21 protein-coding genes are annotated in these 22,742 nt (G+C 40.2%); 9 read left to right on the top strand and 12 right to left on the bottom strand.

What is annotated here, in order from left to right:
- The first annotated feature begins 60 nt into the window (after nucleotides 1–60).
- The 4 genes from L2567_RS04575 to aac(6') are packed head-to-tail and all read left to right on the top strand — an operon-like array spanning nucleotide 61 to nucleotide 5,175.
- Nucleotides 61–1,848 (top strand): FAD-dependent oxidoreductase, encoded by a 1,788-nt coding sequence (locus tag L2567_RS04575; RefSeq protein ID WP_235296543.1) that lies wholly within the window; start codon nucleotides 61–63, stop codon nucleotides 1,846–1,848.
- Entirely contained in the window at nucleotides 1,835–3,655 is a 1,821-nt protein-coding gene (locus L2567_RS04570) for a 2-oxoacid:acceptor oxidoreductase subunit alpha (RefSeq protein WP_235296542.1), read from the top strand. The genes L2567_RS04575 and L2567_RS04570 overlap by 14 nt, the downstream gene beginning before the upstream one ends.
- Entirely contained in the window at nucleotides 3,652–4,707 is a 1,056-nt protein-coding gene (locus L2567_RS04565) for a 2-oxoacid:ferredoxin oxidoreductase subunit beta (protein WP_235296541.1), read from the top strand. Before L2567_RS04570 ends, L2567_RS04565 begins: the two co-directional genes overlap by 4 nt.
- A 12-nt stretch (nucleotides 4,708–4,719) precedes the next feature.
- Entirely contained in the window at nucleotides 4,720–5,175 is a 456-nt protein-coding gene (gene aac(6'), locus L2567_RS04560) for an aminoglycoside 6'-N-acetyltransferase (protein ID WP_235296540.1), read from the top strand.
- Here aac(6') and L2567_RS04555 read toward each other — a convergent pair.
- The 7 genes from L2567_RS04555 to L2567_RS04525 form a co-directional block, all read right to left on the bottom strand.
- Nucleotides 5,172–5,960, bottom strand: coding sequence for an alpha/beta hydrolase (locus L2567_RS04555; RefSeq protein WP_235296539.1), 789 nt, complete (start codon nucleotides 5,958–5,960; stop codon nucleotides 5,172–5,174). The genes aac(6') and L2567_RS04555 overlap by 4 nt on opposite strands.
- A gap of 66 nt (nucleotides 5,961–6,026) precedes the next feature.
- Nucleotides 6,027–7,115, bottom strand: a complete 1,089-nt coding sequence (locus L2567_RS04550) for an aromatic ring-hydroxylating oxygenase subunit alpha (protein WP_235296538.1) — start codon at nucleotides 7,113–7,115, stop codon at nucleotides 6,027–6,029.
- A complete protein-coding gene (locus tag L2567_RS04545; RefSeq protein ID WP_235296537.1) occupies nucleotides 7,090–8,382 on the bottom strand; it encodes an amino acid permease in 1,293 nt (430 codons plus the stop codon). The genes L2567_RS04550 and L2567_RS04545 overlap by 26 nt, the downstream gene beginning before the upstream one ends.
- Before the next feature lie 10 nt (nucleotides 8,383–8,392).
- Nucleotides 8,393–8,950, bottom strand: a complete 558-nt coding sequence (locus L2567_RS04540; RefSeq protein WP_235296535.1) for a hypothetical protein — start codon at nucleotides 8,948–8,950, stop codon at nucleotides 8,393–8,395.
- Nucleotides 8,951–9,147: 197 nt separating this feature from the next.
- Entirely contained in the window at nucleotides 9,148–9,759 is a 612-nt protein-coding gene (locus L2567_RS04535; protein ID WP_235296534.1) for a DUF2490 domain-containing protein, read from the bottom strand.
- 269 nt (nucleotides 9,760–10,028) lie between these two features.
- On the bottom strand, nucleotides 10,029–11,555 hold the full coding sequence (locus tag L2567_RS04530; RefSeq protein ID WP_406626660.1) for a M81 family metallopeptidase: 1,527 nt from the start codon (nucleotides 11,553–11,555) through the stop codon (nucleotides 10,029–10,031).
- A gap of 232 nt (nucleotides 11,556–11,787) precedes the next feature.
- Entirely contained in the window at nucleotides 11,788–12,114 is a 327-nt protein-coding gene (locus L2567_RS04525) for a TfoX/Sxy family protein (protein ID WP_235296532.1), read from the bottom strand.
- Nucleotides 12,115–12,186: 72 nt separating this feature from the next.
- On the opposite strand from L2567_RS04525, the gene L2567_RS04520 reads away from it, so the two are divergent.
- The 3 genes from L2567_RS04520 (at nucleotide 12,187) to L2567_RS04510 (ending at nucleotide 16,763) form a co-directional block, all read left to right on the top strand.
- Nucleotides 12,187–14,469, top strand: coding sequence for a CotH kinase family protein (locus L2567_RS04520; RefSeq protein ID WP_235296531.1), 2,283 nt, complete (start codon nucleotides 12,187–12,189; stop codon nucleotides 14,467–14,469).
- A 154-nt stretch (nucleotides 14,470–14,623) separates the two neighbouring features.
- On the top strand, nucleotides 14,624–15,178 hold the full coding sequence (locus L2567_RS04515) for a TetR/AcrR family transcriptional regulator (RefSeq protein ID WP_235296530.1): 555 nt from the start codon (nucleotides 14,624–14,626) through the stop codon (nucleotides 15,176–15,178).
- A 52-nt stretch (nucleotides 15,179–15,230) separates the two neighbouring features.
- Nucleotides 15,231–16,763, top strand: coding sequence for an FAD-dependent monooxygenase (locus tag L2567_RS04510; RefSeq protein ID WP_235296529.1), 1,533 nt, complete (start codon nucleotides 15,231–15,233; stop codon nucleotides 16,761–16,763).
- Nucleotides 16,764–17,027: 264 nt separating this feature from the next.
- Here the strand turns inward: L2567_RS04510 and L2567_RS04505 are convergent, their stop codons facing one another.
- The 4 genes from L2567_RS04505 to L2567_RS04490 all read right to left on the bottom strand — a co-directional run bounded on the left by L2567_RS04505 (nucleotide 17,028) and on the right by L2567_RS04490 (nucleotide 19,969).
- A complete protein-coding gene (locus tag L2567_RS04505) occupies nucleotides 17,028–17,960 on the bottom strand; it encodes a hypothetical protein (protein ID WP_235296527.1) in 933 nt (310 codons plus the stop codon).
- Nucleotides 17,961–18,036: 76 nt separating this feature from the next.
- Nucleotides 18,037–18,177, bottom strand: a complete 141-nt coding sequence (locus L2567_RS04500; protein WP_235296526.1) for a hypothetical protein — start codon at nucleotides 18,175–18,177, stop codon at nucleotides 18,037–18,039.
- 81 nt (nucleotides 18,178–18,258) lie between these two features.
- A complete protein-coding gene (locus L2567_RS04495) occupies nucleotides 18,259–18,945 on the bottom strand; it encodes a LytR/AlgR family response regulator transcription factor (RefSeq protein WP_235296524.1) in 687 nt (228 codons plus the stop codon).
- A complete protein-coding gene (locus L2567_RS04490) occupies nucleotides 18,935–19,969 on the bottom strand; it encodes a sensor histidine kinase (protein WP_235296522.1) in 1,035 nt (344 codons plus the stop codon). Before L2567_RS04490 ends, L2567_RS04495 begins: the two co-directional genes overlap by 11 nt.
- Nucleotides 19,970–20,092: 123 nt before the next feature.
- On the opposite strand from L2567_RS04490, the gene L2567_RS04485 reads away from it, so the two are divergent.
- Together L2567_RS04485 and L2567_RS04480 are read left to right on the top strand one after the other, a co-directional pair.
- The gene (locus L2567_RS04485; RefSeq protein ID WP_235296521.1) at nucleotides 20,093–20,512 is read left to right on the top strand and encodes a nuclear transport factor 2 family protein; all 420 of its coding nucleotides are present in this window, start codon (nucleotides 20,093–20,095) and stop codon (nucleotides 20,510–20,512) included.
- Complete coding sequence (locus L2567_RS04480; RefSeq protein WP_235296520.1) at nucleotides 20,509–21,609, top strand: serine hydrolase domain-containing protein; 1,101 nt, start codon at nucleotides 20,509–20,511, stop codon at nucleotides 21,607–21,609. The genes L2567_RS04485 and L2567_RS04480 overlap by 4 nt, the downstream gene beginning before the upstream one ends.
- A 103-nt stretch (nucleotides 21,610–21,712) precedes the next feature.
- On the opposite strand, the gene L2567_RS04475 is transcribed toward L2567_RS04480, so the two are convergent.
- The gene (locus L2567_RS04475; protein WP_235296519.1) at nucleotides 21,713–22,663 is read right to left on the bottom strand and encodes a TerC/Alx family metal homeostasis membrane protein; all 951 of its coding nucleotides are present in this window, start codon (nucleotides 22,661–22,663) and stop codon (nucleotides 21,713–21,715) included.
- Nucleotides 22,664–22,742 lie beyond the last annotated feature (79 nt).

The following is a 22,742-nucleotide window of genomic DNA, read 5'->3' as shown; positions in this document are numbered from 1 at the left end:
ATTCGCTTTTCAGGTATTTAATTCTATATTTATTTACTAATACCAATTATATAGAAGGAAATGAAACCTACAGATATATCAGATCCGGAGTATTTTCACAAAGTTGTAGATTGTCAATATGCATGTCCCGCTCACACCCCAGTACCGGAATACATTCGACTCATATCCGCTGGTAAGTACGACGAGGCCTACATGGTGAATTGGGAATCCAATGTTTTTCCAGGAATCCTGGGCAGGACCTGCGATCGGCCGTGTGAACCTGCCTGCAGAAGAGGACGGGTAGAAGAAGAGCCCGTTGCCATATGCCGGCTCAAGCGGGTTGCCGCAGATAACAAAGGTGATGTCAAGCCATATATGGTCAGTGGGCCTTTTGAGTCCAATTGTAAAAAAATTGCTTTAATTGGAGGTGGACCTGCTTCTTTGACAGTCGCACGCGATCTTGCACCCCTCGGATATGAAATTCATCTTTACGACGAATGGCATAAAGGAGGCGGCATGATGAGAACCCAAATCCCTGCTTTTCGACTTCCAGAGGAAGTGCTGGACGAAGAAGTGAATTACGTCGTGGACCTGGGAATTCACACGCATTTCAATACCTATGTATCTTCTATGAAAGAAGTCCTGGATCAGGATTATGATGCCGTATTTGTAGGTACGGGAGCTCCCAAGGGACGGGATCTGAATCTTAAAGGTCGGGCGGAAGCTGACCAACATGTTCATATTGGAATTGAATGGTTGGAAAGTGTGGCGTTCGGCCATCGAACATCAGTTGGCAACAAAGTCATTATCCTTGGTGGTGGAAATACAGCGATGGATTGTTGCAGAACTTCAAGGAGGATAGGTGGAGAGAAAGTGACAGTAGTGGTCAGAAGTCCATTTAAAGACATGAAAGCTTCACCCTGGGAGATTGAAGATGCCATCAGAGAGGATATTCCTATCTTAAATAATATGCCGCCAAAAGAGTTTGTTGTAGAGAATGGTAAATTGAAGGGCGTTTTATTCGGTAAGGTGCGGGCAGAATATGACGAAAATGGACGACGTAAACTCATTCCTACCGGTGAGCCCGATGAATTTATAGAAGCCGATGATGTTATTATAGCCATTGGCCAGGACAATGCGTTTCCCTGGATAGAACGAGATCTGGGAATTGAGTTTGGCAAATGGGATATCCCCGTGCTAAATAAAACCACATTCCAATCCACCCTACCCCATGTATTTTTTGGCGGTGATGCGGCATTCGGACCTGAAAACATCATTACTGCAGTAGCACATGGTCATCAGGCTGCTATTTCCATCGATTTGTTTTGCAATGATAAAGACTTAAATGATCGTCCAGCCCCTATGGCCAATCTCATGAGTCAGAAAATGGGTATTCATGAATGGATGTACGACAGTTATGTGGTTATTGACGAGCGCTACCAGGTGCCTCATGAAGATAAAGCCTTGAGTTTGACGGACAGGAAGATTGAAGTGGAGCTTGGCTTTGACAAGGGTCTTGGATTCAAAGAAGCCCAGCGTTGTTTCAATTGTGATGTTCAGACTGTGTTTACAGATAAAAAATGCATTGAATGTGATGCTTGTGTGGATGTTTGCCCTACCGACTGTATTACTTTCACTGTCAATGGAGAAGAACTGGAACTCAGAAGTAGATTATCAGCCCCCGCTACCAATTTAACTCAGGACTTATATGTCTCTGAAAAATTGCCTACAGGCAGGGTAATGGTCAAAGATGAGGACGTTTGTCTGCATTGTGGATTATGCGCGGAACGGTGCCCAACAGCTGCATGGGACATGCAAAAATATTTATATCAAGTCACTAAAGCTACCGAAGTCTGTGTCCAGTGTTAATGAATTTGTCATAAGGTTTGCCAATGTAAATGGTACAGGCTCAGCCAGTGCCAATGGTATTTTTGCGAAATCGATCTTCAGAATGGGAATCCCTATTTCACCTAAGAATATTTTCCCTTCCAATATACAAGGTCTTCCTACCTGGTATGAAGTGAGGGTTAGTGAAAAAGGCTATTTAGGAAGGAGAGATGGCATTGATATTTTAGTGGGCGTTAATCCGCAAACCTATATTCAGGATATTGAATCTGTAGTCACAGGTGGTTATTTCATCTACGACAATTCAAAGCCCATGCATGAAAGCTTCTTTCGGGAAGACATTCATTTTATTGGAATTCCCATGATGAAACTTTCGATGCAGCACTTCGCGGACCCCAGAAAGCAACAACTTTTTAAGAATATTATCTATGTAGGGGCAGTGGCTGCATTGATAGCTATGCCCTTAACGGCAGTGCAGGAAACCATTGAAAAACTCTTCGCCGCTAAGCCTAAATTGATACCGCCTAATTTCGAGGCACTCCAAATTGGTTTCGATTATGCCGTCAAGCATTACAGTTGTCCCCTGGAGTATCGGGTCCAAAAAGCAGATAAAACGGGTGATTCGATCGTCATCGATGGAAATACTGCAACAGCGCTGGGATTAATTTATGGCGGTGCTACCGTGGCGGCATGGTATCCCATAACGCCTTCAACTTCTCTGGCGAGCGCTTTTGAAAAATATTGTAAGAAATTGAGAGTTGACCCTGAAACCGGCAAAAACAATTTTGCCGTAGTACAAGCAGAAGACGAACTTTCGGCCATTGGAATGGTGATTGGTGCCACCTGGAATGGAGCCCGGTCTTTCACGGCCACAAGTGGTGCAGGGGTTTCTTTAATGAATGAATTCATTGGCCTTGCTTACTTTGCTGAAATTCCGGTAACATTGATCAATGTGCAACGAGGAGGACCATCTACCGGCATGCCCACTCGCACGCAACAGGCTGACATCCTCTCATCGGCTTATGCTTCCCATGGCGATACAAAACATGTTTTGCTCTTCCCGTCGACACCGAACGAGTGTTTTCACTTTGGTGCGTTGGCCCTGGATCTTGCAGACCGTTTGCAAACTCCTGTTATCATTCTTTCTGATCTGGATCTTGGCATGAACGAGCACATGACCGATCCTTTTATTTGGGATGAGCAAAAGCAGTACGATAGAGGGAAAGTATTGAACGCGAAGGAAATGGATGAAATCAAAGACTGGGGACGATATCTAGATATAGATGGAGATGGAATTCCATATCGGACTATTCCGGGCACCCATCCTACGAAGGGCTCCTATTTTACAAGAGGCACCTCCCACGATGAGTATGCGAAGTATTCTGAGGCCGGTGATGCTTATGTCCGGAAAGTTGATCGGCTGCTGAGAAAGTTTGAGACTGCTAAGGAATATGTTCCTAAACCTGCTATGCGTCAGGCTAAAGAAAAAACGGACATAGGAATACTTTTTTTTGGAACAACCAGATATGCAGCTTTAGAATCTTTGGATATTTTGAACGAAGAGGGCATTTATTTGAATGCCATGCGAATCAAAGCCTTCCCATTCAACCATGAAGTGCGCCAGTTCCTGGATGATCATCAAAAGATTTATGTGATAGAGCAAAACCGTGATGCACAAATGCGCTCCTTGTTAATCAATGAATTGGACTATGATCCAGGGAAACTAGAATCAGTATTGAACTATGATGGCACCCCGATCACCGCTGACTTGATCTCTCAGAAAATCAGACATTCACTTAATGTTAAACAACAACAATCCCAGCCTATATGAGTTTTGCAAAACCTAAGTTTACCCACCCCCAAAGTCCCAGAAATAAAGTGGGTTACATCAAATCAGATTATGAAGGTGTCATTTCGACACTATGTGCTGGATGTGGTCATGATTCTATCAGCGGTGCCATTGTCCAGGCCAGTTTTGAAATGGATATAGAACCGCATCGATTGGCGAAACTTTCCGGGATTGGTTGTTCTTCTAAAACTCCCACTTATTTTCTCAGCAACTCCCATGGCTTTAATTCAGTACATGGGAGAATGCCCTCCATTGCTACGGGAGCCAATCTGGCGAACAAAAACCTGATCTACCTCGGCGTTTCAGGTGACGGCGACTCCGCTTCCATAGGAATAGGACAGTTTGTACATGTCATCAGGCGAAATTTAAACATGACCTATATTGTCATGAACAACGGCTGTTACGGATTGACCAAAGGTCAGGATTCAGCCACAGCAGATGTAGGATCGATCAATAAAACAGGTAAAGCCAACGAATTTGGCCCGATTGATCTCGCTGGTCTGGCGCTGGAATTGGGAGCAAGCTTTGTCGCAAGAAGCTTTTCAGGAGATAAAACCCAACTGGTTCCATTGATTAAGGCAGCGATGTCACATCCGGGATTTGCCTTTATAGATGTCATCTCGCCTTGTGTCACCTTTAATAATAATAAAGGATCTACAAAGTCTTATGATTTTGTGAGAGATCACATGACGGTCACCTCCAAAGTAGATTTTGTACCACTCAAAGAAGAAATAGAAGTACAATATGAAGCGGGTAAGAAAATGGATGTGAAGCTACATGATGGATCCACTCTGAGACTTGCAAAATTGGCACCGGATTGGAATCCCTTCGATAGAAATTCTGCGACGAACAAATTACAGAAGGCGAGAAGCAATGGTGATGTTCTGACAGGACTATTTTACATAGATCCTAGTAGCGGCGATCTTCACAAAAAACTGAATACAGTGGATGTGGCGTTAAATACACTTAATGCTGATCAGTTGTGTCCGGGACAATCAGCCTTAGATAAGATCAATGCTAGCTTCAGAGGGTAAAACAATGATTTCGTGGCGAAAGCATACCATATTCTTGAAATAGACGCATCTAATTACGAAGCACTAGCCCGTCTTTTCGTCGAATTTTGGCCGGAGGAAACCGACTTTGAAACCGAAGTTGAAGCCGTCAAATCATTAATAAAGGATGAACGTCAATATGCCTTACTCGTAAAGAAGGAAGAAGAATTTGTGGGCTTTTTGCATGTCGCCCTTCGTCATGAATATGTGGAAGGGAAAGTCACTCCGTTTGTGGGTTATATCGAAGGGATTTATCTCAGAAATAGCTCTCGAGGAAGAGGAATTGGGCGATCATTGATCCGAAAGGGTGAAGAATGGGCGCTTGCCAATGGATGTACTCAGATGGGCTCGGACACTGAAATAGAAAATGAAGACAGTATTGCTTTTCATAAACATTTAGGATATCAAGAAAAAGGTAGGTTTGTGGCTTTTATGAAAGATTTGGACTAATAATATCCATCTTCCTTAAACATCCAGCGTACGGCACTGGGAAAATGCGCCCGCCAAAAATCTTCAGTATGTTTACCTTTCGGTATGACAGCACTCTCTAAATATTCTTCTCTCTGATTGATTTTTTTTAATATCCGGGTCATTCGTTCGACGGAATGGGTTACTTCCTTCCCTTCTTCTTCGCCGGCCAGGATGGTTATTTTTGAGTCATTGGGAACGGGGTTGTCTTTAACAAAGTCAAATATTTGATCAGATTGAATATAGGCAGGAGAAAACATGGCAGCTTTACTGAAGGTTTCAGGATATTTTGCTAGCATGTAATGGCTGATTAAACCCCCTAAAGAACTTCCCATAATCCCTGTATGCTCACGCTCAGCTAGTGTTCTAAATTGATGATCAATAAAGGACTTTACCTTTTTTACGATAAAGTCTGCATATTTTTGCCCTTCTCCCTTTCCATGTTTATCATGATCCCATGGATTCATTTCCGTTTTTCTATGTTCGCCTCCATGATCGATACCTACCACAATGATATTGAAGCCTTCCTCAATAGCCAATTTTGTCAATGTCTCATCCACGCCCCACTCTCCTGAAGCTGATGTAAACTCATCAAAAATATTCTGGCCGTCATGCATATAAAGTACAGGAAAACGCAGTTTTGACTTTTCATATCCAGGGGGCAAGCATACCCTTATCGTTGTGGTTCGTCTTAAAGCTTCAATTTTTAAAGGTGGCTTTATGACTTGCACCGTACAAAGCGCTGTGTTCTCTTTATTCTTGCTCATTTTATCGTCTTATACCTCTCGCTTCCAATAGTGTTCTACTGTAAAAACCAAATTTTTAATTTCTGGTCATTCCTCCATTACCTTATTCATATATTTAGCCAGCAGCCTATGAAAATGATGAACTCCTTTCTCACGAGTAGGTGAAAAACGACCGGCCTGATAATACTTTGACCTCAGACCTCTGTGCACATTCTCTACTACAAACTCATCTTCTCGCTCGACCTTGTCCAGAGCGGCACCTGCACCTTCCTCCACTTTCGAATCATCAAAAATATAACTGATAAAAGAAACTTTGGTTCTATTAATGCTGATCGGCTTCACAACATTCACCGAAAGTCCCCACGGGTAAAAATTAAACATGATATTCGGGAAAATCCAGTAATAGTAAGCCGCAACATTTCTTCCGTAGTCCAGATGTTCTTCCGGTAGATCAAATACATTTTCGCTATCATCAGTGTAACCTACTTGAAGTACGGCATGGTCATACAGGATGGTTTCATATTGACCATAATCCAATACATCGTTGAGATCATCATGGACAAATGGGATGTGAAATCCTTCGAGATAATTATCGCAGTACAACGCCCAATGACTATTAACGATATATTCTTTGCTGTGATTCTTGCTCAATTTATGCAGGTCAATGGGCAGATGACCGACTCGCTCGTTGAGCACTTCGACAATTTGAGAAAAATCGATGGCCGGTTCCAGTGAAACGAAAAGGTGTGAAAACCATTGGCCTAAAGAAAAATCACGAAGATCGTCACAAGGTCTGGGAAATTGTTCCGCTTCCTGAAATTCAGGCATGAACTTAAATTGACCATTCATTTCAAATCTGCGCCCATGATACATACATTTTAATTGCCTCAGTTTGCCCGGATGGTGAACTAAAATGTTACCCCTGTGAGTGCAAACATTGGATAGACACACTATGTCTTCATTCGCTGGCTTGATTAATAAAAGTGGTTCATTGTGAAGTTCAAATGGATAAGCATAATGAGTAAGTGGCAATAGATCACTTGAACTCCCTATCCATTGCCAACTCTTCACCAATACTTCAGATAAAAGCAAATCGAAGATTTCGGCATCATGGTAAAAACAAGCCGGCAAGGTAGAGGCTTTTCTGATGTCAGGATCTATGTAAAACTTTTTCATTTCTAAATTTAAGATAAAAGGGTGTTCCCAGAATCAGTAATCCCATTCCCCAAAGTACAGTTTCCCAACCACATCCATATATAACCCACAAACAAAATAATAAGGTCAGGACCGTCAGCGCTATTTTCCCAGCAGTTAATTGGTCTTGCCTTTTGTAAATCAACATCATACTCATTGTTGAAAAAAGGTAGGGCGTCAATACCGAAAGGGTCGAAAGTTTCATCATAAAAGTGAATGCATCTACCAGGCTTTTGGAATAGTTCAACATCATAAGAAATGAAGCCAATAAACTAGATAATACGATACCTATAAAAGGCGAATCATTCTGGTTTAACTTTCCGAAGATTCGTGGGAAAAGGTTTTGATGAGCAGCGGCCATGGGTATCTGTCCCTGAATTAAGATCCATCCATTCAACGCACCGAGGGTGGCTACAAGGGCACCTCCGGCAATAATGTATTTAGCAATATCACCCCAAAAGATCTCAGCTGCATCCGCAAATGGGGCACTTGAAACTGCAAGGGTTTCCGGTGGAATGATTCCCATAATGGCGATCGAACTAAAGATGTACAGTATGATGGCGACCATGGTTCCTGTAAGGGTAGCGAGTCTGATGGTAGAACTGGCATTTTTAGTGTTTTCACTGGGTATGGACGCGCTTTCCATACCTAGAAAAGCAAATAAAGTAAGCGTTGTTGTAGCAGTAATGGCTTGGAAATTACTTGTACCACTAATATTAAGCGGAGTGAAGAAATCCACATTGATGTAAAATACGCCTATCAATCCCACCATGAAAATAGGCAAGACTTTAAGGGTTGTAGTGATTAATTGAACCAAGGCTACAGTTTGCAGCGGCTTCGAATTGATCCAGGTAAATAACCAAATCACTCCCAATCCTGTGAATATGGAAAGTAACCGGCTTTGTCCTAATATCGGTAGGAATACCTCAAGGTAGCCAACAAAAGCCACAGCGATTGCTGCATTGGTACACCATATGCTGATCCAATAACCCCACGCGACCACAAATGCTGGAAAATCTCCCAGACCAATCCGAGTATAGGCAAATGGGCCTCCTGTGGTTTGAGGTGCCAATCGGCCTAAACGTCCGAATACGATGGCTAGCAGTAATGCTCCCATAGAAGAAGCAATCCAACCTATGATGCTGATGCCTCCAAAGGCTGCCAAGCTGGCTGGTAGTAAAAAGACACCTGAGCCAATCATATTTCCAACTACCAAAGATGTACTGGACCAGAAGCCAATTTTTGACATTCAAATGGAATTAGTGCTTTGACTTGATAAATCTTCTGATGCGTAATGTCAGGCCCAACAAAATCAGTAGAAAGAATACACCGTAAATCACCCATTTGGTCATATTAAAAACAGAGGCCACTTGCACACCTGTTTGCGTTATCCCTTCATCTGTTAGGATGGTGAACGCCAACCCAGAAAGTTGATAATTTTCTAACCAGTCAAATATGGTTTGTAAGAAAGGGATAAGGTTGGCTGCTTTAAATTTTGAGGACGAGGGTCTGAAAAGTAAAGATAACCAAGCCACATTCATTAAGCCATAGAAAACTGCGAAAACATTGTCCCATATGTGATGAAAAGTCCTAAAACACTCCAGCATTTCATCGGTCATTGCTGATAAGTAGGCTTTTACCAATTCATAAGAAAATCCGAAGGAAGTGCCCAGGGATATCTCCTCGCTCCCTTTTACGCTATAGCATTCCGTTGCGGGAACCATGGCTAAGAACAAGAAACCAAAAGTAATGATGGTTAACAGGAGGCAGATCCAGATATTAGATCGTAGATAAAAGAAGTCAGAAAGTCGTTTCATAAAGCATTCAAGATACGATTTCCATCCGATATTTTGCTAATCATGAATACCCGCAAAACAAAAAGGAGCCACTAGTGACATTAGTCAATTTTAGAGGTACTCACAGCTGTTTGTCAATATTGTAAGAAGCTGTCAAGGACAAAAGGTATCTTAAAATTGTATTGATTTTGAAATGTAATGACACGGAAACCAAACGTTTAATCCATATCATAGGTATAGTTGATCGCTATGATGTAGGTCGGAATTTGTTCGGAGACGCCGACTCCGAATTCATACATCAATTTAAACTTAAGTGCTTGTGGACCGGGAAGTCTCCATGTTGTGCCCAGGATTGCTCTAAACTTATCATCGGCAGCCAAGCCTTGACCCAAATCCTCATCGAAAAACTCTAAAGCCAATTCCGGATCCAGCTTCCAATTTCTGATATCATGTTGGAATTCAATCTTATACCGCATGGTCTGATCTTCCCAGGGAGACCAGTTTTTATCCAGGTCTCTTTCCTTGCGATGCTGGAATTGACCCCGCAACTCGATTTCCGATCGATCAAAATCTAACTCATAACTCAGTCTGTAATGCAAACGATTGCCAATTCTAATACCCTGGCGATCTCCGGTATCATCATTTGAAGAGAAGAAACGATAACCTAAGCCCAGTTTCCACACTTTCAAAAAATCATACCTTGCACCAAGTTCTACGATATTTTCATCGAACAAATCGTCGTAACTTTTCAGTCTCACTTGTTCTTCAATACTAAATTGAAGATCCTTATTCAACTCATAGGTCAATGTAGCGCCTGTTCTGGATTCCATCACTTGTCCCATTGACCTAAAGCAGAAGGCTAATGTTAAAATGCACAGTAAAAAATATCGTTTTTTCATCATAGCTGACCTCAAAGATAAAGGAAAGCTTCAGAATATTGGTGTTTTGTAAATGATCATAGTAAAAGTAAATGATGAAGACTTGCTGGTATTTGAAGTCAATATTCAGGTCTGTGTATTTTTATAACCTTCACTTTATAATTGATATCATTCGGATGCCCAAATTATACTAAATCCAAAAGATACTTGAAATTCTTGTCTTAGATATCCGAAGCTTCTATCCATCTAGCATTTAAATCGGGATCCTCCATATCTTTATCCAAAGGAAACATCGGTCGATTAATCCGCTCATATGGAAGGCGTTCTAAATCCTGATCCACACCTCCTGGTGTGAGTGCCATGACCCAGCCCTTTCGAATGTCGTAAAGTTCCGGTACTAGGTAACCAATTTTCACCACAACAATATCGGCTTCCGTAGGATCTAAACCGAGATTGGTAAAATCACTGACCCGATGATAAGGCTTTCTCTTCCTGGTTACGACGACATTGACACTGCCGATCTTAACCACAACTTCCGTTTCTGCATTTCGATCCCCATGCTCTATCGCCATTATTTCACCTTCCAACTCAACGGGGCCTGCATACCGGTCATCCACAGCTGCACCGGCGGAGGCTTTAATGGTCTCCCCTACTCCAAGTTTTACGGCCTCTTCCACAAACTCAGGGCCCGGTATAGAAGCATAAATCAATTCAGGGCCATCCGCATCCTTAAATTCTGGTCGGTTCAGGATTTCTGTAATGGTCCAGGTCACATCTCCAGCTCCACCCGCTGTCGGATTATCTCCCATATCACTAATGATAAAAGGATTTTCTTCTGCTTTGATGGCCATATCAAGGCTCTCTTCCAAAGTAGCAACAGGTGCCACAAACTCAAATTCATTTCTGGCGTCCCAAAATAATCGTGCGAGCTTCTCTGCCCCTTGACCGACCTTTTCTTTATCATCTCCGGTCACCATGACAACAGCATGATTTCGAGGCTCATCTGCCCAGGCATATCCTACCCAAATGGCCGCATCGATGACTCCCTCCTGATCAGCAACCGAAGGAATAGCGGCATATATGCTTTTCGCTGGTTCTATTCTGGTAGACGTTTTTTCTCCGGGAAGTAATATTGGAACCGGAATCCAGGCCTTATAAGCTGGCTTTCCTTTACCATTCTCTATTCTTACGAGCAAGTTTTCAACCGCTCTTTGCTTAGACTCCATGGCATCTTCGTGAGGCGCCATTCGATAGGCTGTCATCAGATGCGTATGTCTTGCCAATGTTTGCGAGACATTTCCATGCAAATCCATGCAGGTTGAAATCAAAACGTCTTTACCTACTACATCCCGGACCCTTTTAATCATATCCCCTTCCGGGTCATCCAACCCTACGACGCTCATTGCGCCATGAATATCAAAAAACACGCCATCGTAAGGCATATTCTCTTCGAGTAAATCAAGCATTTTTCCAACCAGCGATTCATAGGCCTCTGCCGTCACTATACCACCGGGCAAAGAATGCCCCTTGAGTGTAGGAAGCCAAATCGCTCGTTTGCGGATCTCTGAATCTTCCTCCATAAAAGGATAAATATCAAAAATTTCCTCGCCTGTTCTGGCAAAGAACGCTTCCTCCTCAGTCTGTGCAGGTGAAAAGGTACTCGATTCTATCGCAAGACCTGCGATTGCAATTCGGGGCAAATCTTTGTCTTTTTTACTCGCTTCGCCTAAACATGAGCTTAAGCTCATTACAACCAGAAAAAATAGTGTATGGTAGTACATCTTAATTGAACTTTTGGATCTCCAATAAATTTGCCCTAATTTAAGCAAATTCCTTTCCTACATCATTAAAGAATCGCTTCTTACTCACAATTCAAGGTCTAATATCTCCAAATATGAAAATGTGACAAAGCTTACATCCTATCCTTCATAATTTACAAGTACATTCAAATGATGGCCGAAATTCAATATCTCAAATTATCTATTTCTTGCCTCGCAAAGCAGCTTCATAGGCTTTTTTAGCCCACAATTTAAGTTGGTCTCTGTCCTCCAATACATCTGCGGGAACTTCCCAGTATGGCATACCTTTCTTTTTATTTTTGGCATAGAATGGTTCCATACCACGTGCTTCAAAGTCTGGTTGGTTCACCTCGTCAACTTTCAGTCTAAAAGTGTCATTTCCTATCATGCCAAACATGACGCCATCGTGATAAAAGCCGACGCCCCCAAACATTTTCTTGGAGGTCACTTCTCCAAATTCACTCAATTGATCTTCCACCATTTTTAAATAATCATCATTTACAGCCATTTTGTTAATTTTTTTAATTCGAATAATATTAAATATACGTTTATATATTGCGACCATATTTACCTCGTCTTTATGAAGTACTTCTTAAACATAGTTTCAGTCCTAATATTGGTCAATTCTGGTTACAGTCAATATATGCATCCTGACCCCGGCTACTTATATGACGATTCTACAATACCAAGAGTGGACATTTCTATAGACCCAGCACTTCTGGGATTTATTTTGGCTCCCCAAAATCAAGAAAGCGACACAGAATATCCTGCTATTTTTTATTTTACCAAGAACGGAAAAACAGATACCGTCGAAAATATCGGTTTTAGGCTTAGGGGGAATACTTCGAGAGCTGCTTCCAAGAAGTCATTTAAAATCTCATTCAACAGCACTATAAAAGGTCAAAAGTACAAAGGTGTCGAAAAAATGAACCTCAATGGCGAACACAATGACCCCACCATCCTTAGAGCCAAAATGTGCTGGGATTTATATACTGCTGTTGGCATACCAGGCTCACGGGGCAATCATGTCGCCTTTTACATTAATAATGAATATCGTGGCTTGTATGCCAATGTTGAACATATTGATGAAGAGTTCTTAGAAAAACGTTTTTCATCTGACTTGGGAAATCTCTACAAATGTCTTTACCCTGCCGACCTGGCCTTTAAAGGAGAAGATCCTGAGTTGTACCAGGAGTTTATTTTTGGGCGAAGGGCTTATGACTTGGTTCAGAGCAGCGGCAACGATGACTATTCGGACCTTGCACATTTTATTGATGTTTTAAATAATACTTCTCCTGAAGATTTTAAGTGTGCCATCGAATCAGTTTTCGATGTGGAAAATTACCTGAAGGTGATCGCCATGGACATTTTGGTTTCAAATTGGGACGGCCCAATAGTGAATCAAAACAACTTTTACCTCTATCATGATCCCATCTCTAACAAATTTGTCTACATCCCATATGACCTTGACAATACGCTGGGTATCGGTTGGGGCAGTACTCAATGGTGGAAGACCAATATATATGACTGGGCGGATACCTGGGGAGACGCTTATCGCCCCATTTATGAAAAGTTGATGGCGATTGATGAATACCGAGATAAGGTCAGCTATTATTTTGAACGATATACGGAAGAGTTTTTTAATCTTGAAGAATTGACAACGTATATGGAAAATTACAGATCGCGTCTGCTGCCTTTTCGTAAAGATGACATCTATGCTTCACAGGATTATGGATGGTCTGTTGAAGACTTTGAAAATAGTTTTACTTCTTCTGTAGCTGGTCATGTGCGCGTAGGTTTATCAGAATACATCCACCTAAGAAGCCAGAGTGTGCGCTCACAATTGAGTTTCGAAGATCCGCTTACCATTATTGAATATAAGGATATGAAATTTCTTGGTAATCAGCTCGAATTTCGGCTCAAAGTGGTTTTCCCCTGGGAAGTACAAGGTACTGCTGACTTATATTATCAAATAGAGGAAGGAATTTGGCAAAGTAAACCCATGACTTTATCTGATGCATTAACCTTTAATGCTACAATCGATCACCAAGGACAAGGTGTGGTCAACTATTACTTTGAAGTCAACAATTTTGCGGGTACAGTCCATCTGCCGGATTGTGAATTCTATACTTTACCCCTGGGGTCGGAGCCGGGTGCACATCCGGTTATCAATGAGTTGATGGCCAGCAATGCGGAGTCGGTAGCAGATGAAGACGGGGAATTTGATGATTGGATAGAGCTATTTTATAATGGAGACCAAACCATTGACTTATCTCCTTTCTCTTTAACTGATGATGAGGATAACCCTGGCAAAGGGCCACTAGACGCAAGCCTACTGGAACCTGATGGTTATGTTACCATTTGGGCTGATGAAGATGGGGCGCAAGGCGATGGTCACGCCAATTTCAAATTGTCTAAAGATGGTGAGTTCCTGGGTCTCTATTATTTGGATAAAGGCGTGTATTTTGTAGTAGATAGCTTGACCTTTCCACCTCAGGAAACAGACATTAGCTATGGTCGGCTACCCAATGGTACTGGCGCATTTCAAACTTTGCCTTCGGTCACCTATGGCTACAGCAATGGTTCGATTTCCGGATCGCAGACTGAGGAATTGGAAACAAACTTCATGCTCTATCCCAATCCAAGTCATGGATTATTCGCTTTAGAATCAATAGACTTGCCGATGACAAGAGTTAGGATTTATGACCCAATAGGAAGAAATATTATGTCACTGCAATGTGCGGAATGTAGATCGATGAATATAAACTTACGATCCAAGCAATTAGATGAGGGATTGTACTTTGCAGAAATTCAGTTTAAGAATGGCAAGACCCGTGTGAAATCACTGCTTATTTATCATTAAATTATGGGTTAAGGAGCGATGCTTTTTGGTATGTGTGAGAAATACTTATTCTATAAGTTTTAGCATTGAGTTACAAATTGTGACATAATTGCAAGCAAGTACTTGCTTTTATTTAATTATTTACTTATTTTTGGCTTAAATTGACATCACAACAATGAATAAGTACACTACAACATCCCTCAGAATACTCGAAAGTGCAAAATACTTATTTGCCCAGCAAGGTTTCGATGCAGTGACTACTAAAGCAATCGCGTCATCGGCCAAGGTGAATGAAGTAACCTTATTTAGAAACTTTGGATCTAAAGAAAATTTATACGAAAAAGTGATAGAATACTTTTTATTTAAACCTCAATTTTTGAGATTAGAACAAGAAAATTTCCCAACACTGGATGAAGCTCTAATTGCTTTTGGCAGCTTTTTACACTCTTTTTTTACTGAAAATGTCAATCTGATCCTTATGGAATTGCGGTCTCCCTACCATACGAATCGCCGACAAAGAATTGGAAAGTTTCCTAAAGAAGTGAAACAAAAGTTAGCAGCTCAGTTCCAGCGATTTAATAATTGTGGTCAGGATCAGGCGCAGTTGGATGCGACATGTTTCATGACCGCTATCTATGGTTTGTGTTTTAATATTTATGTGCTAAAGACATTTACTCAAGCTGATATATTTAATTCTTGCTTGCAAAACATTGTGAGCAAATTCACTTAAATTTTTTATTAATAATTGCAAGCATGTACTTGCTTGTAAAAACAAAGAGAAGATGAGAAATAAAGATGTAATAATTATTGGGGCAGGCCCTACAGGTCTGATGCTGGCCAACCAATTTGAAAGGCTTAACGTCGAATACCAGATCTTTGATAGTAAGTCTGGGCCTACCAATCAATCACGGGCCTTGGCCGTAAGCGCTAGAAGTATGGAGCTATACCAGCAACTAGGGTTTTCAGATAAGGTTCAAAGTGAAGCCGTGGATTTGCTAGGTTTTCAAATTTTTAAAAATGGTAAAATTCAAGCGAATATTGGTCTTCAAAATATTGGAGTTGGCATGACGGATTTTCCAAACTTCATGAATGCTTATGAGCAAAGTAAAAATGAGGAATTGCTTGCAGGTGCAATCGAAGAGACGGGTAAGAAAATTTTATGGAACCATTCCTACATTAAACACCAAGAAGTTGACGATGGTGTAGAAGTACAGATTAATGATCTGGAAAGTGACTCAAATCAAGCCTGGAAAGCCAAATACCTTGTAGGGTGCGATGGTGCCAGCAGCCCTGTCAGAAAAGCAACTGATTTAAAATTTGAAGGTGGTACTTATGACAATAAATTCTTTGTGGCTGACACGACCATTGAATGGGAATTTGAATCTAACAAGGTGATGTTGGTTCCGACGGATCACATATTTATTACTTTCTTTCCTTTAAAGGGTCGCAAGAAGATGCGGATCATTGGAACTTTACCCGTTGAATTCAAAGATCAGGAAGAAATTCATTTTGAAGAACTCGAAGCTGTTATCAGGAAACATACCAATCTAAAGTTTGACATTAAGAGTGTGGGTTGGCATTCAACATATCGCATCCATCATAGATGTGTGAGTAGTTTTAGGTCAGGTCGTATTTTCCTGGCTGGCGATAGCGCCCATGTTCATAGTCCAGCGGGCGGTCAGGGTATGAATACAGGCCTCCAGGACGCACATAACCTGGCGTGGAAACTAGCGATGGTATTGAATGGTGAGGCAAAGCCATCATTATTGGACACCTACAACGAAGAAAGACTACCTTTTGCTAAATCATTACTTAATTCAACAGATAAGGGTTTTACTTTTCTAGCAGGAGATGGGTTGTGGGTCAGAAACATTAGAAAGTACCTATTACTTCCTACCATAGCCAAAGTTTTTAAAATAGGCGCTTTTAGAAAGTTTGCTTTCAAAAGAATCTCACAAATAGGCTATGGCTATAGAAATTCAAGTTTGTCTACTAACCACGACGTTAAAGGACTGTCTTTCAAGGCCGGAGACAGGATGCCTTGTGTTTATCCGGGATTTTTTCAAAAATTAAGTAAGCACAGATTTCAACTTCTTATTTTACAAAACGAATCAACAGAAATCGATTTACCGACAGAAGTTGTTAGTGCTTTTCCATTTGAGGTCAATGTAATTCAGGAAAAAATAACTTCTGAATGGATGGCGCAGGGTGTCGATAAATCCATCTGTGTTTTAATCCGCCCTGATCAATATATTATGAGTGTTGGAAGAGAGCCGAACACTCTATTAAAAAGCTTTGATCAATATTTTCAGTGACCGATTTGCAGAGGTCACCGATTAGGCTCACTTCGTTTTCAAATGAGAACAGTATGAAAGTTGTAGTAATGGTCTTGACGGTTGTGGATTCGCATCAAAAATGCATAGGTGCTGATAATTATTATTCTTTGCATTTAAAGCTCGGACTTAATACATAGATCCTTTTTGTAGCTAAAACTGAAATCCAAAATCCTGTTTGAAGTCTCAGTCTGAAAGACCAGGTCCTATTTGTGGTTCTGTATTATCTTCAGTTTAAACTTAAATCTATTTATTCTGCCCCTGCAATTCCTTCAATTTCTCACGGTCAATAGAATTCATCAACGCTGAAACCTCGTCCAGATCCTGCTGCCATCGATCTTTATTTTCGCCTTGCTTGATGGCAGTCATAGCACCATATTCATTCTTTTTCAATTCCCTTTTTGTAATGCCTTCTGACAGTTCCGCATCGGACTTACCCTTTTGGTACTTAACGACTCTGCCCCTTTGATTAACCATCGCCTGAACTCCGCTATATTCCCGATCAGGATCAGAGGGATATAAGCCACTATTGTCAATATCCTGATGCGTATCAGCCTGGCTACGGTCACCAAATCTGGGATGGGAATGAATCTCTGCACTAATTGTATATAAATCACCTAATCCTGCATTTTCTAAATCCTTTTTAGATATATCATCCGCAGGTTGTGTTGTTCCGTCCGACCTTTTGCCTCCTCCTGGTGTAGCTCCAACTACACGATATTTACCTGAGCCATCCCTCACTACCACTGAGGACCATTCCACATTGTGCCCCCTAAAGTCCTTCTGTTTCTTATGTTTTTTAATGCTTTCTTTTGCAGCAGATCGCATCTTTCGAAATTCCTTAACCTCATCACTCAATGTAAACCTGTATTTTTTAACTCCTTCCTTGGCTTCTTTCAATTGTTGCTCCAGCTGTTCTCGCTCCTTTCGATACATCAACTCATCTGCTTGCGCGAACAGAATCGCCAGATAACATGCCTGCTTGATCGCTTCGTCTAAATCAATGAAAGTCTTTTTATGAATAGATAAGTTCTTGCACCGATTCAAAATTTTTAGTTTTTCAGATACCAATTCACTTTTTCCTTGAGTTGCATTAATATCAGAAAACAACTGAGGGGGCTGCTTACCTTCTCCACTTTTAACGGCCTCCGCGTTAGATGAGGGGGAACGGTCGATCATGCTTTGGTGAAGATATTCGTCAAACACGGTTGTAAAACATTGATTTCCTTAATATTAAATGAATATTCTCAAATAGTCAATGTCTATTGGACGAACGGTTATCACCATTGTCCACTTTGTCTTCATCAATGACCTCAAGCGCTTTTAGCATACCGGTCACCCTTCTCACCACGTATCCCCTGCATTTATTGATGAGCCATTTTATTGCTTTTTCCAAATGGTTACTCCTTTATGAAAGCTCTTATTCTGGGCTTTACTATAATTGACCAAAGAAAAACATCTGTCAAAGATTTACGGTTTATGCCATTTTATCGCGCATCCTTTGTAAAAGATCACTTGCGCGAGCCCTACTTACAGGAATTTCAATATTGCCAATCCAGACCTTACCTGATCCCATTTGACGAATATAGTCTAAGTTAACGATCCATGAATTGTGTACCCTTATCAAGTAGGTTGGCAAGAGGCTTTCCATCTCTTTCATTCTTTTATAAACCATGACCTTACCTCCTTCACTCACGATTTGAACATACTCACGCATGGCTTGAATGTATAAAATCTTAGACCAATGGAGTTGTTTCATAACGTTTCCAACTTTGACATAGAAATGATCTGAATACTTATCCTTAGTCGAAAGCCTTCTCTTGACTTTTTTCACAGCTTTTAAAAATCGGTCAAAAGTAACAGGCTTTAATAAGTAATCTACAGCCTCCAGATTATAACTTTCCACAGCATGTTCAGCGTGAGCAGTAATAAATATAATTTCAGCATGATACTTCAAGTTTTTAGCAATGTCAAGACCTGAATAATGGGGCAGATGGATATCGAGAAATAGCAGTTGTGGCTGATATTTCTTAATCAATTCAATAGCATCAAGTTTATTACTTACGTTACCGATAGCATCCAGCCAGGATATCTGATCGATGTAGTCTTGAATCAGCATTCGAGCCTTTGGTTCATCATCAACTATCAAGCATTTAATACTCATCTTTAGGAATTTTCATGTAAGAAACATAGCGCTCTTCCTCGACTTTAAATTCAAGGCTAAATCTTTCTCCATATAAAAGCTGCAAACGACTTTTCAACACTTTCAAACCCGATCCCTTTCGATCACTCTCCTTCTGAAAAAATTGATTCTGGACTTCGTAAACAAGATGATGATCATCGTCTGAGATCCTAAAAGAAGCATGGTTAATATTAGCATGCTCATCCATTCCATGTTTAAATACTTTTTCTGCAAAGGGCATAAATAACATGGGTGGAATTAAGAATTCAGTATGGATATCAAAATGATAGTGCACATTTTCAGCATCATTGACTCGTTCTTTTTCAAGGTCAATGTAATTCACAAGGTGCCAAATTTCCTTTTTAACTGAAACCTGTTTCTGGCTCTTCGCATCGAGAAAGTATCGCAATAATTCTGACATCTTGGAGATACGATCTCCTACTGATGGCAAAACCTTGTACGTATCATAATATAAAGTATTTAGTGTATTAAATAAAAAGTGAGGGCTTAGTTGACTTTTCAAATGGTTCAATTCGCTTTGAACCTGAATCTCCCTTTGTTTTCGCAATTCTTCCCTGTTCATTAAATTTTCGTAATAGGAAGTAATTAAAATTGCAATGATCAATGCCACAAAACTACTCGTAAGTGCATAAAGAAAGTGCGTCTGGCCAAAAGTAAATATGGTCTGGTAGTTTGTCGTCAGTGGCCCAACGGCGAGAACTTCTATCACCATTCTAAGCAGTAAAATACTGAAAAAAAATACGATTACGATTACTATAAAAAATGAAGTTGACCTCTTCTTGTAGAATCTGGGATATAAATAAAGTGAATAACCATAAATTAAAATCATATGAAAAGTAAAGGAGACTAATGTAATGCCCAAAAGATAGGTACTGTCAGCTTCCTTTAATCTCGAACCAAGATAAAAATAGAATAAGGTGATGGCCATTATCCATGCAGCAATTTGTATGATAAGAATTGGTTTGGAAATTGATTTATGATCCATGATCTAAAATTAAGGTAATAATTTAAGGCTCGATGTTCATCCGTTTAAAACTTAGGTGCATCCATTGAAAAGATTCAGATTTCTGAAGCACTTCTTTTAGATTACCAAAAAATTAAAAGGATCATGATTTATATATTAGTAGTTCTTCTCTTGCCAATGACCAATAACTTAGGCATTTCAAATGATAAAGATGCCATTGAACAAACATTGAATAATTATATTTACGGACGAAATGAAGGAGACATTGAAAGATTGAGAAAGGCATTTCACCCCTCTGCAGAACTTAAATACATTGATCCCAATACTACTGAGTTAAGAACCTGGGCTTCTGAAGATTACATTAATAACCAGGAAGCAGGTAAAAGTAAAAACTGCACCGCAGAAATTAAATCTATCAATGTATTTCAGGATGCCGCGCAGGCCACAGTAGTCATTACTTATCCCAATGTTGTATTCTATGACTTCATGAGCTTGCTGAAAGTGGAAGGAGAATGGCTGATTGTAGATAAAATATTTGCCCGTGAAAATGTTTCCAGAAAATGAAGAGTCTCATTGTCATTTTGATGCTGTGTTTTCTAGAAATCAGTTGCAATTCTGGTCAGCATTTTCCGAAAAATCAAAAGGGCACCGATGAATTGTCTACCCTAGTAGACTCATTACTTGAAAATTATCATATCCCTTCTTTGGCCATTGGAGTCGTACACCATGGAGAAGTGGTGTTATGTAATGCTTTTGGAATGGCAGATTTCAGTGACGAAAAAACAGCGGATAGTCTGACCATCTATCAGCTGGGATCTGTGACGAAAATGTTTATAGGGCATTTACTGGCGCAGCTGATCCATAGTGAGCAAATCTCACTGGACAGTGAAGTGGAAAGGTATTTTCCAGGTATAAAATCATTCCCTATATCGCCAGACGGTCAAAAAATACGTTTGATTCATTTAGTAACTCACACCGCAGAATTTCCGAGGTATCCCTCAAATCTGGAAAGAGTAGATCCGGATCCTATTCTAGGATACAATTGGGAGCAGATGGAAAGCAATTTAAAGTCATTAAAGATCGATACCAGTATCGGCCATCGTCACTCCTATTCAAATTATGGTTACGGTGTACTAGGGGAAGCTATGCAAAGCCATCTGGGAAATCCACTTTCGAGTATTCTAAAGCAACAAATCTTCTCACCTTATGGGATGACCCATACGACCATTTCTAATCAAGAAGTAAATGAAAGCCTTTTAGCTAAACCATACCTGGAAGTAAATCCATTGCAATTAACGCAGCCATGGGATATGGGTACACTATCAGGTGCCGGTAACATGTTCAGTAATGTGGTTGATATGAATAAGTTCATGATTGAATTGCTCAAACAAAATGAAGTCAATGATATTCAACAGCAACCATATCATCAAATTAATGAAAAGTGGTCATATGGTTTGGGGTGTTTCATCATAGATTCTGAAACAGGAGTCAAGGAAATCTATCATGGTGGAGATATTGATGGATACGCATCTGGTGTACATTTGTTCCCAGAATATGATCTTGGATTTGTTTTCCTTACCAATTGGGGAAATGGAAGAATCATGTCTGAGGTTTTCAATCAAATCAAAAAACATCTCCTTGATAAATATGCAAATTTTTAAGGTCAATGTTAAATCATTCTTCATTTATTCAGGGGGTGGATAGCTCACAATTTTTCTTTCGTCAATAAAGGATATAATCTTTAAGGCGAATATATGAATGTTGTCACTCAGAAACTTCTGCAACATTTCGTCTGAGTATCGAAATCCAAACTCCAATGGCTAAGGAAACTCCAATAAACATCAATGAAAACCATTCCGGTATTTCTAGCCAATTGGCAGTGATAAGCTTAAGCGACACAAAGATTAATATTGAAAATACACTGTATTTGAGGTATTTAAAGCGCTCCAACATATTCGCCAAAAAGAAATAAAGCGACCGCAAACCCATGATAGCAAACACATTTGAACTCAAAATGATAAAAGGATCAGTGGTCACCGCAAAAATCGCAGGAATGGAGTCCAGTGCAAACAGTAAATCGGTAAACTCTATGGTAATCAATGCACCAAACAGTGCTGTAAAAACCTTCTTCCCATTTACTGTAGTTCTGAAATGTCCATTGTCAATAACATTAGAAATATTAAACAATTTGGCTATTCCCTTCTGATCATTGTATCCTTCATTAGTTGCCTCTTTCTTCAACATTTTAAAGGCAGTGTAAAGTAAGAACAGACCAAAAAAGATATTGATAAAATGCACTTTGTGAATCAATACAAGGCCTACCGCAATCAGGATTCCCCTGAATATTATTGCACCCAGTATTCCAAGAAACAAAAGTTTATGATGATACTGCTGAGGTATCTTATATCCTGCGAAAATGATAGCAATTACAAATAAGTTATCCACGCTCAGGGAAAGCTCGATGATATAGCCAGTCAGATATTTAATAACACTGGTGCCTGCTGAATATTGATTTGCGTTGCTAACCAGCCCTTTATTGTAAAACCAATAGACAAGGAAACTGAAGGCAAGCGCATTGCCAACAAAAAAAATGGTCTCGATGAGGGCCTTTTGAGTAGAAACCACTTTGTTTTTCTTATGCAGAACAAAGAAATCAATACATAATAAAATGAGAATGTGTGCAAACAACACAATCCATGGTATAGCGTTTTCCATTTCAACTTTTTATCATCGACTCAACTGAAATAAACCGCTAAAGGTTCTATTTTATCTATGATTTTCTTATAAGTTCCTT

Origin of the sequence: Portibacter marinus (assembly GCF_021533195.1) — a bacterium.
Lineage (GTDB): Bacteria > Bacteroidota > Bacteroidia > Chitinophagales > Saprospiraceae > Portibacter > Portibacter marinus.
Note: the sequence above shows the minus strand (reverse complement) of the source record. Positions and strands in the feature narration are given on the sequence as shown.

Excerpts from the sequence above, each read along its gene's own strand:
- L2567_RS04575 (WP_235296543.1), top strand. The coding sequence starts at position 61 with ATGAAACCTACAGATATATCAGATCCGGAGTATTTTCACAAAGTTGTA.
- L2567_RS04565 (WP_235296541.1), top strand. The coding sequence starts at position 3,652 with ATGAGTTTTGCAAAACCTAAGTTTACCCACCCCCAAAGTCCCAGAAAT.
- L2567_RS04555 (WP_235296539.1), bottom strand. The coding sequence starts at position 5,960 with ATGAGCAAGAATAAAGAGAACACAGCGCTTTGTACGGTGCAAGTCATA.
- L2567_RS04550 (WP_235296538.1), bottom strand. The coding sequence starts at position 7,115 with ATGAAAAAGTTTTACATAGATCCTGACATCAGAAAAGCCTCTACCTTG.
- L2567_RS04545 (WP_235296537.1), bottom strand. The coding sequence starts at position 8,382 with ATGTCAAAAATTGGCTTCTGGTCCAGTACATCTTTGGTAGTTGGAAAT.
- L2567_RS04540 (WP_235296535.1), bottom strand. The coding sequence starts at position 8,950 with ATGAAACGACTTTCTGACTTCTTTTATCTACGATCTAATATCTGGATC.
- L2567_RS04535 (WP_235296534.1), bottom strand. The coding sequence starts at position 9,759 with ATGGAATCCAGAACAGGCGCTACATTGACCTATGAGTTGAATAAGGAT.
- L2567_RS04530 (WP_406626660.1), bottom strand. The coding sequence starts at position 11,555 with ATGAGCTTAAGCTCATGTTTAGGCGAAGCGAGTAAAAAAGACAAAGAT.
- L2567_RS04525 (WP_235296532.1), bottom strand. The coding sequence starts at position 12,114 with ATGGCTGTAAATGATGATTATTTAAAAATGGTGGAAGATCAATTGAGT.
- L2567_RS04520 (WP_235296531.1), top strand. The coding sequence starts at position 12,187 with ATGAAGTACTTCTTAAACATAGTTTCAGTCCTAATATTGGTCAATTCT.
- L2567_RS04515 (WP_235296530.1), top strand. The coding sequence starts at position 14,624 with ATGAATAAGTACACTACAACATCCCTCAGAATACTCGAAAGTGCAAAA.
- L2567_RS04510 (WP_235296529.1), top strand. The coding sequence starts at position 15,231 with ATGAGAAATAAAGATGTAATAATTATTGGGGCAGGCCCTACAGGTCTG.
- L2567_RS04505 (WP_235296527.1), bottom strand. The coding sequence starts at position 17,960 with ATGATCGACCGTTCCCCCTCATCTAACGCGGAGGCCGTTAAAAGTGGA.
- L2567_RS04495 (WP_235296524.1), bottom strand. The coding sequence starts at position 18,945 with ATGAGTATTAAATGCTTGATAGTTGATGATGAACCAAAGGCTCGAATG.
- L2567_RS04490 (WP_235296522.1), bottom strand. The coding sequence starts at position 19,969 with ATGGATCATAAATCAATTTCCAAACCAATTCTTATCATACAAATTGCT.
- L2567_RS04485 (WP_235296521.1), top strand. The coding sequence starts at position 20,093 with ATGATTTATATATTAGTAGTTCTTCTCTTGCCAATGACCAATAACTTA.
- L2567_RS04480 (WP_235296520.1), top strand. The coding sequence starts at position 20,509 with ATGAAGAGTCTCATTGTCATTTTGATGCTGTGTTTTCTAGAAATCAGT.
- L2567_RS04475 (WP_235296519.1), bottom strand. The coding sequence starts at position 22,663 with ATGGAAAACGCTATACCATGGATTGTGTTGTTTGCACACATTCTCATT.